15 protein-coding genes are annotated in these 15,566 nt (G+C 53.9%); 3 read left to right on the forward strand and 12 right to left on the reverse strand.

Annotated elements, in window-relative coordinates; all coding sequences use genetic code 11:
- Positions 1 to 276: 276 nt before the first annotated feature.
- Together J2Z70_RS33860 and J2Z70_RS10335 are read right to left on the reverse strand one after the other, a co-directional pair.
- A complete protein-coding gene (locus J2Z70_RS33860) occupies positions 277 to 1,023 on the reverse strand; it encodes a BofC C-terminal domain-containing protein (protein ID WP_209872346.1) in 747 nt (248 codons plus the stop codon).
- Positions 1,024 to 1,111: 88 nt separating this feature from the next.
- Positions 1,112 to 2,353, reverse strand: a complete 1,242-nt coding sequence (locus J2Z70_RS10335) for a serpin family protein (RefSeq protein ID WP_209872349.1) — start codon at positions 2,351 to 2,353, stop codon at positions 1,112 to 1,114.
- A gap of 194 nt (positions 2,354 to 2,547) precedes the next feature.
- Between J2Z70_RS10335 and fabV the strand changes: the two genes are divergently transcribed.
- The gene (fabV, locus tag J2Z70_RS10340) at positions 2,548 to 3,738 is read left to right on the forward strand and encodes an enoyl-ACP reductase FabV (protein WP_036732378.1); all 1,191 of its coding nucleotides are present in this window, start codon (positions 2,548 to 2,550) and stop codon (positions 3,736 to 3,738) included.
- Between the two features lie 433 nt (positions 3,739 to 4,171).
- Here fabV and J2Z70_RS10345 read toward each other — a convergent pair whose 3' ends face one another.
- From J2Z70_RS10345 to J2Z70_RS10355, 3 genes are all read right to left on the reverse strand, one after another.
- Positions 4,172 to 4,882, reverse strand: coding sequence for an ABC transporter permease (locus J2Z70_RS10345; RefSeq protein WP_036732380.1), 711 nt, complete (start codon positions 4,880 to 4,882; stop codon positions 4,172 to 4,174).
- Positions 4,879 to 5,724: an ABC transporter ATP-binding protein gene (locus tag J2Z70_RS10350; RefSeq protein WP_209872352.1), complete on the reverse strand. Its 846-nt coding sequence runs from the start codon at positions 5,722 to 5,724 to the stop codon at positions 4,879 to 4,881. The genes J2Z70_RS10345 and J2Z70_RS10350 overlap by 4 nt, the downstream gene beginning before the upstream one ends.
- Before the next feature lie 105 nt (positions 5,725 to 5,829).
- Positions 5,830 to 6,765, reverse strand: coding sequence for a LytTR family transcriptional regulator DNA-binding domain-containing protein (locus J2Z70_RS10355; protein ID WP_209872355.1), 936 nt, complete (start codon positions 6,763 to 6,765; stop codon positions 5,830 to 5,832).
- Positions 6,766 to 6,874: 109 nt separating this feature from the next.
- On the opposite strand from J2Z70_RS10355, the gene J2Z70_RS10360 reads away from it, so the two are divergent.
- Positions 6,875 to 7,336, forward strand: coding sequence for a hypothetical protein (locus tag J2Z70_RS10360; protein ID WP_209872358.1), 462 nt, complete (start codon positions 6,875 to 6,877; stop codon positions 7,334 to 7,336).
- A gap of 104 nt (positions 7,337 to 7,440) precedes the next feature.
- Entirely contained in the window at positions 7,441 to 8,583 is a 1,143-nt protein-coding gene (locus tag J2Z70_RS10365) for a glycoside hydrolase family 88 protein (protein WP_209872361.1), read from the forward strand.
- Between the two features lie 44 nt (positions 8,584 to 8,627).
- Here J2Z70_RS10365 and J2Z70_RS10370 read toward each other — a convergent pair whose 3' ends face one another.
- The 7 genes from J2Z70_RS10370 to J2Z70_RS10400 form a co-directional block, all read right to left on the reverse strand.
- Positions 8,628 to 9,287: a response regulator gene (locus tag J2Z70_RS10370; RefSeq protein ID WP_209872364.1), complete on the reverse strand. Its 660-nt coding sequence runs from the start codon at positions 9,285 to 9,287 to the stop codon at positions 8,628 to 8,630.
- Positions 9,265 to 11,646 (reverse strand): ATP-binding protein, encoded by a 2,382-nt coding sequence (locus J2Z70_RS10375; RefSeq protein ID WP_209872367.1) that lies wholly within the window; start codon positions 11,644 to 11,646, stop codon positions 9,265 to 9,267. Before J2Z70_RS10375 ends, J2Z70_RS10370 begins: the two co-directional genes overlap by 23 nt.
- Before the next feature lie 33 nt (positions 11,647 to 11,679).
- A complete protein-coding gene (comX, locus tag J2Z70_RS10380) occupies positions 11,680 to 11,859 on the reverse strand; it encodes a competence pheromone ComX (protein ID WP_209872369.1) in 180 nt (59 codons plus the stop codon).
- A 145-nt stretch (positions 11,860 to 12,004) separates the two neighbouring features.
- Positions 12,005 to 12,922: a polyprenyl synthetase family protein gene (locus tag J2Z70_RS10385; protein WP_051478665.1), complete on the reverse strand. Its 918-nt coding sequence runs from the start codon at positions 12,920 to 12,922 to the stop codon at positions 12,005 to 12,007.
- 109 nt (positions 12,923 to 13,031) lie between these two features.
- Positions 13,032 to 13,814: a hypothetical protein gene (locus J2Z70_RS10390; protein ID WP_209872372.1), complete on the reverse strand. Its 783-nt coding sequence runs from the start codon at positions 13,812 to 13,814 to the stop codon at positions 13,032 to 13,034.
- Positions 13,815 to 13,832: 18 nt separating this feature from the next.
- Positions 13,833 to 14,660: a SagB family peptide dehydrogenase gene (locus tag J2Z70_RS10395; protein WP_209872374.1), complete on the reverse strand. Its 828-nt coding sequence runs from the start codon at positions 14,658 to 14,660 to the stop codon at positions 13,833 to 13,835.
- Positions 14,644 to 15,558 carry a thiopeptide-type bacteriocin biosynthesis protein gene (locus J2Z70_RS10400; RefSeq protein WP_209872377.1) on the reverse strand — a complete coding sequence of 305 codons (915 nt, stop codon included), beginning with the start codon at positions 15,556 to 15,558 and terminating at the stop codon, positions 14,644 to 14,646. The genes J2Z70_RS10395 and J2Z70_RS10400 overlap by 17 nt, the downstream gene beginning before the upstream one ends.
- Positions 15,559 to 15,566 lie beyond the last annotated feature (8 nt).

The following is a 15,566-nucleotide window of genomic DNA, read 5'->3' on the forward strand; positions in this document are numbered from 1 at the left end:
AATGCTCCTCATTTGCTCAGTTGGCCCGCTTTCGTTGAATTCAGGGGCACTAATGCTCCTCACTACGTTCATTTAGCCGCACTTGGCGCCACCCTATGGGATTTATACCTTTAAATTTCACGTTTGCCCACTTTCAGCCGAACCTACGGGATTTATCCCCTTCATTTACTTATCCGCCCCACTTCCCGCATCACCAATGGGATTTTTCCCTTTCATTCCCCGCACAAAAAGACCCGCAGGCCACTTGCACGCCGCGAGTCTTCTATAGTCTCTCCCTCACTCCGCATGCATCACCTGTTCAGAGGAATCACGAGCATAGTCGCTGAAGGTGGAGAGCACGCTGTTGTACTCCTCCAGATCCTGCACCCGGATGCCCTGATGGAGCTGCTCCCAGATGCCCTTGGGCAAAGAGGATTTGATCGAGCCCATGTCCATCTGGAAAAAGGTCTTCATGACCCGCGCTGCCTCGGGCGGGCCTTGGAACAAGGTCAGATTGCCCTGCTCGTCCACCCCGAAGTAGGCTTCTTTTTTGGTCAGCGGCGACAGATCATTGACCCGCTGCTCCAGCCACAGGTCCCCTTCCCGGCTGAGCCAGCCGCTCCAGCCTGCATGCCGGACAATCAGCTCGCTAAGCTGAGCCGGAGTCTGCTTGCCGGGCAGGGTCTGCACCTCTTCACCGGCTACATAGAGGGTCTTAAGATGCACCGTTCTGCTGATGGCTTCCTTGCCCACAGCCTTCAGCAGCTCTTGACTGTTCATCACGGCGGCATCCTCTTCAGCATCATCGTCTGTATGGTTATATACGGCGGCTACAGCCGGTAAGCTGCTTCCGGGCTCCAGATTCTGCCCTGCGCTGCTGCTCAGGAATGACGAAGATTTAAGCAGCGTGCTGATCTCTTCCGGAACCTGCATGCCGCGCCAGGCGAGTAACGTCAGCACGAGGCATGCCGCACCTACCCAGGGAGCTTTTTTCCAGCGTCTCCACCGCCGCCACAGTTGTTTTTTCAGGCGAAAAGCATTCACGTTAATCCCTTCATTCTGGTTTTTTCCTATTGTGACCTGTGAAGGGATCATTTATGCGTAAATGCTTGAAATTCATCCCAGCATGGATTCAATCCGTACGCTGGGGATTCTCAATGGCCCCAAGGAACAGCACGACTCCGCTCTGCGTGTCCCGGATCATGAACAGGAAGGGCCGATTGACGTTCATTTCAAAGGGCAGGTCTACAGGGGGCGCTGATCCGGCACGCATATCAATTACAGTGGAAGCCGCCGCCTCCGTTCCCCGTTCATTCACATCGAAATAGGTTTTGTGGATGACCTGTTCAAAATAGATCGGGCTGTCCAGATCCGACATAAGAGAGAAATCACCCTGGCTCGGATCAAAGGCAAGCATCACACCCAGCGTCTGCAGGACCTTGGAGAGTTCTGTGCCATAGCTGGCCGTGAACCTTGGCAGCAGCAGCGTCCCCCGGGAACTGGAGAAACCCTTATCCAGCAGCAGAGTCCCCTGCTCCAGTTGACCCACAAGCTCCGCGAGGGAGGATTGCTCACCCGGAAGGACCACTACCATCTCCATCTGTCCCTCTCCGTAGGGAAGCTTTACCGCCTGCCAATCCTCATGGACGGCATACTCGAACATACCGCTCCGCTTCATCATCATCACCTGCACTGACGGTCCGTCCGGAGGATAAAAGTCCGCCTGCTTCGTAGCCTGTTCCTCGAACACATCTCTCCAGGCACCTTGGAAATACAGCGCATTGACAAGGACAGCAACAGCCTGAGGTCCGGGCGGCTCCGTGAGCATCTCCTGAATCTTGTCCCCCGTATGGTCTGCCACCCATCCGTTAATCTCCTTCACAGACTTCTGTGCCGCCAGGTCCGTAGTCTTAATCTGCGCATCATAGAAATCCTTACCGGTCTTGAGATAGTCCCTGCGCAGCGGCAGGCCCTTCATACCCCAGACTGAATTCGCGATCTTCAGTTCCACGCCCGGTCCCCCATCATTCAAGAGCTTCATTAATGACTGCTGGCCGGTATTCAGCTGCTGCCGTTCGTCCGGCGCATAGCCCAGCAGTTTTCCGAGCTCCTCAGCCGTCTCTCCGGCACTGCCGTTATAGGCCAGGGCCAGAGCGGCAGCGGCACTGTACGGGGAGATCGTCAGGTTCCCGCTCCCTTGCTTCCATAACTGGCTGAACAGCTTCACGCCCAACCCGTTGCTGCTGTCAGCCAGACCCGAATCGAGCCCTGCTGCCGCAGCCTGTCTCTCCGTGTAATTCATGCCCGAACCTCCTTCACTGCAGCCGCCCAAGAGCAGTACGGCCAGTATAAGTGTCGATAATCTTTTGCCCATGCTAAGCCCTCCCTAAATTTCTCCGTAGCCTCTCTACCAAATGACGCTGCAGATTGGGAAAAGTTGCAAATTCTTAGCGGCAGGCTTACAAAATTGCTATTCATTATATTGAAGGCTTATCTTTCTATGCCATCATTTGCTATACTCTATATTAACGAAAAAAGTTAAAAACTAAAACAAAGGGGATATCCTTGATGATTATTCAGCCAAAAACACGCGGCTTTATCTGTACAACAGCTCACCCGGAGGGATGTGCCGGACAAATACAGGAACAAATCGATTATGTACGGTCCCAAAAGAAGCTTACCGGCCCGGTGAACGTGCTGGTCATCGGCGCTTCCACAGGCTATGGACTGGCTTCGCGGATTGCCGCTGCCTTTGGCGCAGGCGCGAACACCATCGGCGTCTTCTTTGACAAGGCTGCTGAAGGCACCCGCACCGCTTCCGCAGGCTGGTACAATTCTGCTGCCTTTGAACGTGAAGCGGCCAAGCAGGGGCTGAAATCCTTCAGCATCGTCGGCGATGCCTTCTCGAATGAAATCAAGACCAAAACAATCGAGCTGATCAAGGCCGAATTCGGCACCGTTGATCTGGTCGTGTACAGCGTAGCCTCCCCGCGCCGCACCCATCCGGTAACCGGAGAAGTGTTCTCCTCGGTGATTAAGCCAGTAGGCCAAGCCTATTCGAACAAGACGATGAACTTCCACACCGGAGAGGTCTCCACCGTTACCATTGAACCGGCTACAGAGGATGAAGTCCGCCAGACCATCGCCGTGATGGGCGGGGAAGACTGGGGCATGTGGATCAGCCAGATGCAGGAGGCCGGTGTGCTTGCTGAGGGAGCAACTACCGTAGCGTACTCTTATATCGGACCTAAGATTACGCATCCTATCTACAAGGACGGAACTATCGGCCAGGCGAAGAACCATCTGGAGCAGACCGCCATTGCCTTGAACGAGCAGCTATCCGCCACCGGCGGCCGGGCCTTCGTATCCGTGAATAAGGCACTGGTTACCCAGTCCAGCTCTGCGATCCCGGTGGTGCCGCTGTATATCTCCGCCCTGTACAGAGTTATGAAGGAGAAGGAGCTGCACGAGAACTGCATCCAGCAGATGTACCGTCTGTTCGCAGACCATCTGTATAACGGCGGTGAAGCGGCTGCGGACGGCAGCCACCTGATCCGCATTGACGACTGGGAGATGCGCGAGGATGTGCAGATCGAGGTCATGAGACGCTGGAATGAGCTGGAGACAGATAATGTGCCTGAGCTGGCGGATCTGGCAGGCTATCAGGACGACTTCTTCCATCTGTTCGGCTTCCGTACCGAAGGCGTAGACTATGAAGCTGAGACAGACCCTGCCGTAGAGATTCCTAATATGGTGTAAAAGCCTGGCGCTTGCTGTACGCACGCGGAACAAAATCATCCTAACGGATGAATAAGATTACCTGCGTGCGTGCAGAATGTATGCTGTTTTTCGCATACATTCGGGCTATGTGCCTGCATCTGAGCACAATGTATGCTGTTTTCCGCATACATTCGGGCCATGCGCCTTCATTTGAGCACAATGTATGCTGTTTTCCGCATATATCGGGCCATGCACCTGCATGCGAGCACAATGTATGCTGTTTTTCAAATACATTCGGGCCATGCACCTGCATGCGAGCACAATGAATGTATGCTGTTTTTCGCATACATTCGGGCCATGCACCTGCGCAATTCCTGTACACCAAGAAAGCCGCTCCTCCCGGAGCGGCTATTTAGCCTTCTGCCCGGCTGTAAGGACAGCCCGCACCACGAATTGTCACAGCCCCGCCAGCCTATTCGTCCCGGAGCCGCTTCTGGTACAGCACCACAGACACAAGGGTCAGCACGGCTGTCCACGCCGCAATAATTAGAAGAGGCGGCCACACCTCTCCCGCCGAATAACCTGCTGGGCTCAGGTTCAGCAAGTGCACCAGCTGGCTGCTTGGCATGTAATCCAGCACCCCGAACACCGGATAATCCTTCGCCAGTACGGCACCCCAAGGTGCGCCCATGAAGATGAAGGCTACCGGAATGATCGATAAGGACGCATCCAGTAAGGTTTTGGAATAGAGACCGCAGATCGTCCCGGCTGCCGTGTAGAGAACAATGGAAAGAACGATCGCGGCTACGAATACCCCTATATTTGCAGGCTCATAGCCAAACAATAGTGTAGAAATGGCGAGAACCACCGTCGACATGACAAAGACCAGACTGCTTTTACCCATCAGCACATCCATTGTTGTAGCCGGTGTCAGCATGAGTGTACGCAGCGTGTTGCGCTCCTTCTCTTCCGCAATCAGGCAAGCTTGGGCGAAGCAGGTCAGTAGAACAAACGAGCTGTTGAACAGAAATCCGGCAGCTCCCGGCAAGGATGCACCTGCGCTTTTGAACAGCACCGCAAACAGAATCGGAAACAGCAGCATAATGGACAGCGCATAATTGCGCGAGAATTCCTTATAATCCTTCACAAAGATCGCGCTGGCCCGCTTATAGGAGATGTTCATAGCAGCTCACTTCCCGTCATTTTGATAAAAATATCACCCAGGCTAGGTTCCTTCGTCTCTACCCGTTCAATGAGTCCCCGCTTCATCCAATCCGCGATCCGGTCCGCCGTGTCCCCATCCACCGGAAGCTCATAAGCCTCTCCGCTGGTCAGCTCCACCCGGATCAGGTTCTCGCGGTGCTGCCGCTTCAGCTCCCTTGGTGAGCCGATGGTCTGGATGCGTCCCTGATAGAGAATTGCTACACGGTTACAGAGCAGCTCCGCCTCCGCCATATCATGCGTGGTGATGAAGATGGTGGTGCCCTTCTCATTCAGATAACGTAAGCCTTTATAGATATGCGCTGAATTCACAGGGTCCAGTGCCGAGGTCGGCTCATCCAGGAACAACAGCTCCGGCTCATGGATAATGGCGCAGGCCAGCATCACCCGCTGACGCATCCCTTTGGACAGCGTATTTGTTTTCTTCTTGCGCTCACTGCTTAAATTAACGAACTGCAGCACCTGCTCCACCGCAGAGCGGGGAAGATCGTACAGCTTCCGGTACAGCTCCAGATTCTCCTCGATGGACAACCGCTCGTACAAGCCGCTGTTATCGGTCAGAATGCCAAAACGCATCTTCTGGGCCGACTGCTGCATCGCCTCCGCCGGCTGATCGAATACTTTGGCCACTCCGCCTGTCGGCTTCAGCTGTGCAGTCAGAATCTTAATCAAGGTGGTTTTGCCTGCACCACTCGGACCGAGGAACCCGAAAATCTCCCCTTTTGGAATACTGAAGGACACCTCTGTCAGCGCATCTCTCGCCCCGAAGGTCTTGCGGACCTGTTCTACCTGAATAACCGCCATCTCACCACATCCTTATGTTGTTGATGACTTAACGTTATCCAGAATTCAGCCTTTCAGCCACCAAAACCGGGTGAATTGTACCCATTCCGGCCTGAACGGTACCTTTTACAGCTTAAGCAGCGCCTTAAGTTCCTGCAATTTGGAGCGGGATAACGGAACCACGGCCTCCTTGCCGGTGTTCAGCCGCAGACTGTAGCTGTTCTTCGTCCAGGTAATGATCTCACGTACCTTTTGCAGATTGACGATGTAGGACCGGTGGCACCGGAAGAAGCCGAAATTCAGCAGCCGCGCTTCAAGCTGGGTCAAGGTCAGGGTACAGTCGTAATGCTCGCCGCCGACATGTACCAGGATAGAGCCTTCTACACTTTCAATAAAATCAATCTCGGGCGGATCAAATAAAATCACCTTATCCTCCCGTTTGGTCGAGATCTTCTGCAAGGTGATGTTGGCCTCATCCTGCTTCACTGCCTCCTGCTTCTCCTCTTCCGAATCGCGGATATCCAGCTGATGAAGCCCGGACCCGCTCAGCCGGTAGATGACATCACAGGAGATCAGCGCATCCTCCAGATTCGAGGTCAGAATGAGTATCCTTTTCTGCTGCGACAGGTCATCCAGTATCCGCTTCAGCTGGCGGCGGTCCTGCTCCTCCAGATAGAAATACGGCTCCTCCAATACGAGCGTGGACTGATGGGCGAAAAAGGCCCGCAGCAGGGTCACATACACCCTTTTCGAAGAGCTGAGCTGCATCAATCTGACCTTACGTTCCTCCTTCAGCGCAAAATAATCAGTCAACACAGCCGCCCGCTCCTCCCGTCCCGACATTCGGATCAGAAACGAGATTAGCTCCTCTACCGTCAACCGCATATATTCGTTCTGCCCGGCCCACGACAAATAATTGCCGGATTCCCGGGACAATTGCTCCATTAATAACTGCTTGCGCCTCAAATCTGTGATAATACCAACCGAAGGGCTCGCTGACAGATCAAGCTCGAGCTTCGGCATAATTAATTCTCCGTCTTCATATATAGGTTGAAATTGCATATCTTCCTCCCGCTCCAGACTCTCTAGGATATATAATGCAATTATAGAGTTATGCTATGTATTTGTCAGGTACGGCCACTATCAATGCTCAGGAAGGCGGATTTCTGCGATGGGACTGCATGCTCAAGGTTTTATCATCTCTTTACTCGTATTACTGCCGAATCTAATATTCATATTCTTCCCGCCCCGGAGTGTTCCCGGCTCCCTGGACTCCGTCCCGCTGATCTTTACGCTCCTGGAGCGGGCAGGCCAGATCACCTGCTTCATGATGCCCATTCTTTTCGGCCGAATGATTGCTGCTGAGCCCCTGGGAGTATCCGCCATACTGATGGCACTCTGCATGCTGGTGTACTATGGCTGCTGGGTGCGCTATTACCGGAGCGGGAGAGCTTTTGCGGTGCTGTTCAAGCCCTGGCTGGGTATCCCCGTTCCGATGGCCGTCTTCCCGGCCCTCTACTTCCTGCTGCTTGGCGTATGGCTCCAGTCCTGGTTATTCGTTGTTCCGGCCTGTCTGTTCGCCGCCGGTCATTTAGTCAACAGCTGGAGCGTCTACGGGCACGTCCGTTCATAGCAGATCCGCAATATAACTATAGTTCTGTGCAACAAACCTACAGCTTGATCGGCTTATAATATGGTTAAGCACACTATAGCGATATGATGGAGGTTATGGCGGGTATGATGAACTGGGAGCAGACGATTGAGCAGACGCTTACGACTACGCGGCTTAATGTGAAGCGATTTGGAGAGGGTTATCCGATTGTAAGTATGGGGGACGGCAAATACCATCTGACAGGCCACACCAACTGGACGGAGGGCTTCTGGTCCGGCATTCTGTGGCTAAGCTATGAATACAGCCAGGACCCGGAGATTCATGCCGCCGCCATCCAGGCGACAGATTCCTTCAGCGGGCGCATGCTGGACGGGCAGGCGCTGGATCACCACGATATCGGCTTCCTGTACTCGCTCTCGGCCAAGGCCCGCTGGATTGCAGACAAGGATGAAGCCTCGCGTCTGCTCGCTCTTCAGGCAGCGGACCAGCTGATGAAGCGCTGGCGCCCCGGTCCGCAGCTGTTACAGGCTTGGGGACCCGAGGGCGATGAAGACAACGGCGGGCGGATCATCATCGACTGCCTGATGAATCTTCCGCTCCTCTGCTGGGCCAGCGAACAGACCGGCGACCCGGTCTATGCCAGGGCTGCCCGTATTCACGCCGAGACAAGCCGCCGCTTCCTGGTGAGGGGCGACGACTCTTCTTACCATACCTTTTATTTCGACCAGCAGACGGGGGATGCCCTTCGCGGGGGGACGGCGCAGGGGTATCAGGACGGCTCCACCTGGACACGGGGCCAGGCTTGGGGCGTCTACGGCTTCGCTCTCGCTTACCGCAGCTTCCAAGATCCGCATTATCTTGAAACCTCCAAAAGAATGGCCCGCTACTTCGTGGAGCATCTCCCCGCCGATCATGTCGCCTATTGGGATTTCGATGCCCCGCAGCAGGAAGGCACCCCGCGCGACAGCTCCGCTTCCGCCATCACCGTATGCGGTCTCTTGGAGCTGCTGGAGCATCTGCCGGAGAATGATCCGGACCGGGACTATTTCAGGGACGCCGTGAACAAATCCATGGACTCGCTGATCAATCACTACTTCACCGCAGGCCACCCATTAGAAGAGGGATTTCTGCGGCACGGCTCCTATTCCGTCAGAGGCAACGCCTCCCCGGATGACTTCATGATCTGGGGCGATTACTTCTTCCTGGAGGCGCTGCTGCGTCTTGCGCGGGGTGTACCGGGGTATTGGTATGAGCGGGGGGACAGTTGAAACGAAGCAGCATCCGCTGATTCATATTGCCAGAAGCCCGGGATCTATAAAAAATTCCGGTCTCCGATTAGTCCCAGTTGCTTGGCCTTCACTGTAGCCTCGGAACGGGAATGGACGCCGAGCTTCTCGAACACCCGGGTCAGATTATACTCTACGGTACGCTGGCTCATCAGCAGCTTACTGGCAATGTCCTTATTGCTGCGGCCTTCCGCTACCTCCTGCAGAATCTCCTGCTCCCGCTCGTTAATAGAGATGTCTTCCATCTGCTGCTCATCACGGGAGGCAGACACCCGCATGTCACTGCGGCGAAGCTGCCTAAGCAGGCTGACAGGAATGACGGATTCTCCCCGGAGCGCACAGCGGATGGCGGTAAGCAGCTGTTCTCTGCTCGCTGTTTTACTGACGATGCCAGAGACCCCGGCTTCCACCAGAATGTTGAAGTTCGAGCTAATTTCGTAGCCCGTATAGATCAGAATCCGAAATTCCGGGTTGATGCCGATCAGTCTCTTGGTCAGCTCAAGTCCGCTCAGCACAGGGATATTCAGATCAAACAGCATCAGGTCGTATTCCCCCGATGCAGCCATTTCCAGCGCCTCCGGTGAACTGTACGACACGGTTACGTCCATTTCGGGGTCCTGCTCGATCATAGTTTTGGTCCCTTCGCAGACCGATGGATGATCGTCAACCAGTAATATACGAATCATCATCATAACCTCCCTCTTCAATGCCGGCTGCCAGCGGAAGCACAAGCCGTACTTCAAATCCCTGATCCGGCGCCGATACAAATTTGATCTCGCCGTCCAGACTCCGCACACGCTCCTGAATACCGGATATCCCCATATGGCCGAATGAATCCTTAAGCTCCTTGAGATCCAGCCCTCTCCCGTTATCCTTATAATAGAAGTATAATCTCCCGCTATGGGATTCCAGCGACAATATGATATGTGAGGCCTTGGCATGTTTGTCAGCATTTCTGAGCAGCTCCTGAACGATGCGGTACACCGCCAGAATCTGGACATCATCCATTTCTATGGTATCAGGTTCCGTCTGAAGCTCCACCGTGTAGTCGGAACGGATCTGCTCCTGCTGAATCAACTGCTTCAAGGCTTCCACAATGCCCATCTCCATTAACAGCGGCGGCCTAAGCTCATTGCAGGTCTGCCGGATCTGGTGTATGACATCCAGCAGCCCCTCCTTAATCTGATCGAGCTGCACGAGAAGGCCCGGCTCCATCGGATAATCCAGCATCAGCGACTCCAGCTTGCGGTACCAGATCAATTGGTCCTGAAGCGCTGCATCATGCAGGTCGGAGGCCAGCCGGCGGCGTTCGTTCTCGGACAAGGTGAAGATCAGACGCAGCACCCATGGCGGCGCCAGCGCATTACGGTTCTTGATTTCACCCTCCAGATTCTCAATCAGTCCCGCTACGAGATACAGATTCTCATAGATTATACTGCTGTAATGCGCTATGGTTTTCAGCCAGTTTTTTTCAGCATAGTTAAAGCTCGTGTAATTGGTTTTGTCATCGATCCAGAGAATATGCCGGGCGGGGCCATAATTTCCAATCACCAGGCAGATCCCCCGGTACATCCGGGTCATTTCACCAACAGCAAGACCATTTACCGCCTGCTCCAGGTCCCGCTCAATCTGGGGATCGGCTCTCCCGTCACTGGTAACACTAACCTGACTCTGCTCATCCCCGCGCGTAATCTCCAAAAAAGAAACATTGCGGACCGGCAGCACCAGTAGGGTCTCCCGCTCCAGAATCTGCTCCAGATCCAAGCGCTTCATCACCTTCGAGATCCGTTTGGCGAAACGGTCAATGCTCCCCTGGAAATCCTGCAAATCCTTCATGAAATACGGGCGCAGCCGGTAATCCATCAGTTCCTTGAAGAACAGGAACAGCGTAATCATCAGATAGATGGCCAGAAAAATTTGAACCCAGACAATCCAGCCGTACGGATTCTGGTGAATCAGCAGCCCCATCACCCCAAGGATCAGCAGCGCGGGAACCAGCGAAAGCGCCGTATAATAAAATAGCCGGTTAAGCAGAAAATCAATATCAAACAGTCTATGGGTAACAAAAAGATAGAAGTATACGACAGGAATCGCATATACAAAGATCGCGGTCATTTCTGCAGAAATAAACGTCACGCCAAACAGCCCCGGCAGAGCGTTAAACAGCAGGAACGGTGAAAAAGCTACGGTATGCGCCGTCAAGGCAAACTTGAACAAGGTATGCAACTCACCCGTCCGGTGCTTGCGGAAGCCAGAGATCAGCTTATAGACAATCAGGAAATTGGCGGCTACAAAAAAGATCAGCAGCGTCTGGGTTTCGAGCGGATGAATCCGCCGCGTCAGCGCCACATCCAGAAACATCAGCACACTCACCAGAGCTGCACAGGCATACATCACTTTCAGAACGGCTCTGGACAGGAACGGCTCCTTGAACCGCATAAGATAGACCTGCATAAAGTGGACGAAAAAAACGGGAACGACAGCGAAGCTGGTACCCAGGCATACTCTCCCTACCTTATCCGCCATCCCCGAGGGCGTTGAGCTGAAGTAGCTTAACCCGATACTGAGAAAGAACAGGATAAGCTGCAGCGCAGCCCGGTCATTCCGCTTTTTGCGGTATACGTATACGGAGAACCCGAAGAGCAGCAGCAAAGAAATGCCGGGGATCAGCAGGCGGAAGATCAGCTCATGCGCAGACAAGCCCGGCTCCACTTCCATGCTGGTGGTCACCGAATTTCCCTCCGGTCCCGTATGCTCAATAACGAGTGAATCCACATTCTCAATACTGTTATATTTGCGGATCGTCTCCAGAAGCAGCGGATCCTCCCCATTAGCCTGAAGAACCGTATCTCCGGGGTGAATTTTTTGCTCGCTCCAGCTGCCTGCTGCAACGCTGGTTACCGTAACCCTGCCTTGCGGCGTTAACTTCACATCGATGCCTATCACAGGACGGGATAGAATCACATAGGCCAAATACATGGCCAGAAGGATAAACAGGGACAGGCCCGCTATAATTTTGGGATGATGGCTAGATAGTTTAGGCAATGAGACAAGCCTCCAGGAATATATTGTAAGCTCTTAACACCAGTACATCTCTCTAAGAAGAGTCTGGCCATGATCTTTATCGCGGCTGTTCATCACATCCATCAGCGCCCGCTCTTCCAGCGCAGACATTCCGGCAAGCTGGAGCTGTCCGCTCTGTAGCTGCATCAGGGACCCCGGCTCTTGTACCAACTTGCGAATGATTTCTTGTAACATAATCTGCTCCCCCTTATTATTGGCTCGTTTCTTCTTCCTGCAACCAATATATCAGGTTCTCTCCCTGAGCAAAACGACATTGTGGCCCGTAATTACCGCCAATCTGTTACGGTATTCCGCATGCGGTATTGCGGGGTTCCGTGAGCTACATTGCGGCCTCAATAATGAGGTCCCGCCATTTGGAGTCCAGCTCCATACGGTTAATGACATCCAGGAACCGGTAATAATGCGAACGCATCCGCACCGAGGTATACAGCTGGGTGCCCGTACGTTCCACAGCCTCGCCGAATTCGGCGAACCGGTGCAGCACATCCTCCGGCTCCAGGCCGCCGGCAAAGTATTCTGCAATCCACCTATCGTTCTCCCCGATCTCCGCAAGCAGGAACAGCAAAGGCAACGTCCGCTTGCGGCGGATGAAATCATTTTTGCCTTCCCAGTTCAACAGATCCCGGTAGTCATTCTTAATCTGGGCAGCAATTCCAATCTCTTCGGCATATTCGGCTACGCGCTGATCCGCACTTCCTGTAGCCAGAATGACACCGGTCATACAGGCACACACAAGGAGGGCCGCTGACTTCTGCCGCACCATGATGAGGTAATCCTCTTCGGTCTCCATTTCATTCAACAGGTCAAGAGTCTGTCCATTAATCGCTGCGAGGAGCTGATTATTGAATAATGCTGCAATGCTCCTGGCGTGTTCGTCAGGCATGTCGCTATCCATCAGCACTTCCTGGGAGAGGCTGAGGAAGCCGAGGGCCAGATTAAGAGCGATCTCCTTTGGCATCTGGCACCACGGCATATCCGCATGATCCTCATCCTGTATATCATCGATGATATCAAGCGCCAGAATCATCATTTCCACCGCGGCAGCCGCTTTATAGATCCCGGAATCCTCCCCGCCGAACATCCGGTAGTGCAGAAGGGTCATTTTGCCAAACAGCAATGATTCTGAACACTTCATATTGATGGCCGCCTGGGCAGCTTCGTGCAGCAGCTTCACCCGGAAATACCGGTCGATCTGAGTCTGAAATTCGGACATGACATTTCCCATAAAATACTCCATGAACCGTCCCCCGCATCTGCGTCTATCATCTTCTGCTTCTCATGGTTCATTTTAATAGATACCGTCCGAGAATTCCATTGTTTTCCTGTAAAAGAAACCCTCTCATTCTCTATTTTTGACATTGGCAGTGAGCGGAACGCGGGGAAATGAGGCTGGTGTAATGCTTTGCACTGGCATCTAATATCATTTTACGCTCATGTACATTAGAGAGGAGCGTAATGTATGAGCTGTAATGATCGACGAGCGCGCGCAGGAATTCCTCCTCCAGCACAGCAGACCGTTCCCCTGCCAGGGGGCCTGTCCAGCGGATATGATAGGTCTCAAGCCTATCGATCAGGCAGTCGAAGCAAAAGGATGGATGCAGTGCATACACCGGCCCGATCTCCGTAATCTCCCCTTCGGCCACCCGGCAGAGAAATATAGTATCCCTGCGTGTCAAGTCAACCTCCTCTCGCAATCTCCGCAGCTGCGAGGGATCACTGTACATGACGAGATGATGCTGCGGGGCATTCTCATCCTTGATTAACGGTGCCGCAGCATAAGCAAAGGGGACAGCTGCTCCGGCATAACGGATGACCCGAATCTCGGAGCGCAGATACCCGCGGGTCAGTACGAGTGATAATGCATACGGGTCAACGTCGGCATCCACACCCGCGAACATCTCTTTGAAGCGCTCAAGCACCGCCAGATGGACAGGGTCCACCAGGATGCCATTCTCATACAGCCGCCCCGCTCCCTTGGAATCGGCAGAGAGCTGACGGTCTTCAAGTACCCGCTTCAGCCGCACCGGATCACGGTGGGAGATCGTGTAGAGCGGGCTGGTCCGGCGGTAGCAGTTCATGACCTGAAGCGTATCTTCTGCTGCCTGCAGCTCAAAAAAAGCATTCAACATGTCCTTCTCCTCCTTCGTTTAGCCTAGCACTATGCCATACACACAGTGCTGGTATTTATGCTCCCTTAGCAGCAGAAGCTCCTCTACCTTGTCCGCAAAATACCCGCAGATCGGCAGCGTATTCTTGTCCATTGCGGTGCTGATCAGCTGTACATTCTGGGCAATATGGCCGGCTTCGAGCAAGGCAAGCTTATAGGCCAGACGGCCGTATTTCTTGAAGCTGTATGTTAAATCCGCCATGAAGAACAGCAGAATGGACGCGCCCTCCAGCGCCAGACTTCTCGCATCCGTCTTGTACAGGGTCATGGGGAACAGATGCTCCAGTTCTTCCGGCGGCAGTGCGCTGCGGAAACGGTACAGCTCTTGCTGCAGCGGCGCATAATAATACACACCGTCCTCAAGCCCTTCCACTCCACGGATATACATGTACAGCTTGATAGAATACATCGCACCGCCCGAAGGGTAGGTCCGCATGGAGATCTGCTTGCCTGCATGATGACTTCCCATATGCCGGTCCTCACCGCGCGGTCCGGCGGACCAGCTCAGCATGGCAGCCAGCTCGTCCAGCGACCAGGACACCCCCATCTGGCCCAGCAGTGTAGATCTGCGCTTCAGCAGCAGCTTATCGAGCCGTACCTCATATTTCTCCGGCAGAGACGGGCCGCGCTCCAGACTGACCTTGTCCAGGTATTCCTCCAGCGGGACTTCATTGCCGGGGAACTCGTAGTTGTCCAGCGGCCGCTGGTTGAATCGCCAGGCCACAGAACGAGGCTCCTCCCCGGCTATTTCCTCGAACAGCAGATCATAATCATAGAACTCGGATATCTGATTATGGGACGGTAACATTTGAACCCACCTCCTGATTGATTGTGAGACTCCAGAGCGTCCGGTACAGCGCATATTCATATTCAGGACTAATTCCGCAGCGGTTGTTCAGCATATGCAGGTGCGAATACAGGATGGATCTTATCCGCTGTTCATTCTGCTCCGCTGCTGCAATGGCAGCATAGCCGTCCAGCAGAGCATTCCGCAGGCAACGATAATTACCCTGGCTCCATAGCAGACTATCCACTGAATCCCGCCAGTCGGGGTGCGCCGTACACCAGCGGGCAAGCTTGGATGTAAGCTCCATGTCGCCGAGCTGATACAACCGCTGCCAGCTCTCCGCACTCTTGCGGTAGAAGGAATGGACCTCCCCCAGGCGGGGAATTCGGGTAAAGATACTCTCCGCAAGCTCTTCCAGCACCCGCATTCCCGTAAGCAGGCGCCGGGTGAAGGTGCTGCCTGCCGTCAGCTCCAGGATACCGGCGGCCAGCCTGCTGGACTCCATGAACAGAGATTCCGTCAGCGGCATCAGTGAAGCACCGCCGTATCGCTCAACTTCCGGTTCATACAGCTTACTGATGATCTCGCCTTCCTCATACCAGTCCAGATTCTGCAGCTCAAGCGGCTCCCCGTCGAATTTATGGCCCTGGAAATATTCTTCCTTGCTCAGCTTGCGGATCGAGGGATAGCGCTGAATATATGCTCTCACCTTGTCAAACAGCTCTTCTTCGCCAAGCTCTCCATCCATCAGATACCGTACCCGGATATGCGGGCCGTCTTCCCAATATCTCAGAAAGAACCATTTCGAGATTCTTCCCCTGGCCGCGAGCCGCTCAAGCTGTTCGGCCAGCAGCAGAATCAGTCCGTCATAGCCCGGCTGGAACTGATAATACACCCTGTAGCTTTTCCACGTTTGCATAAATACCC

This window comes from Paenibacillus silagei, from assembly GCF_017874735.1.
GTDB classification, from domain to species: domain Bacteria; phylum Bacillota; class Bacilli; order Paenibacillales; family Paenibacillaceae; genus Paenibacillus_AQ; species Paenibacillus_AQ silagei.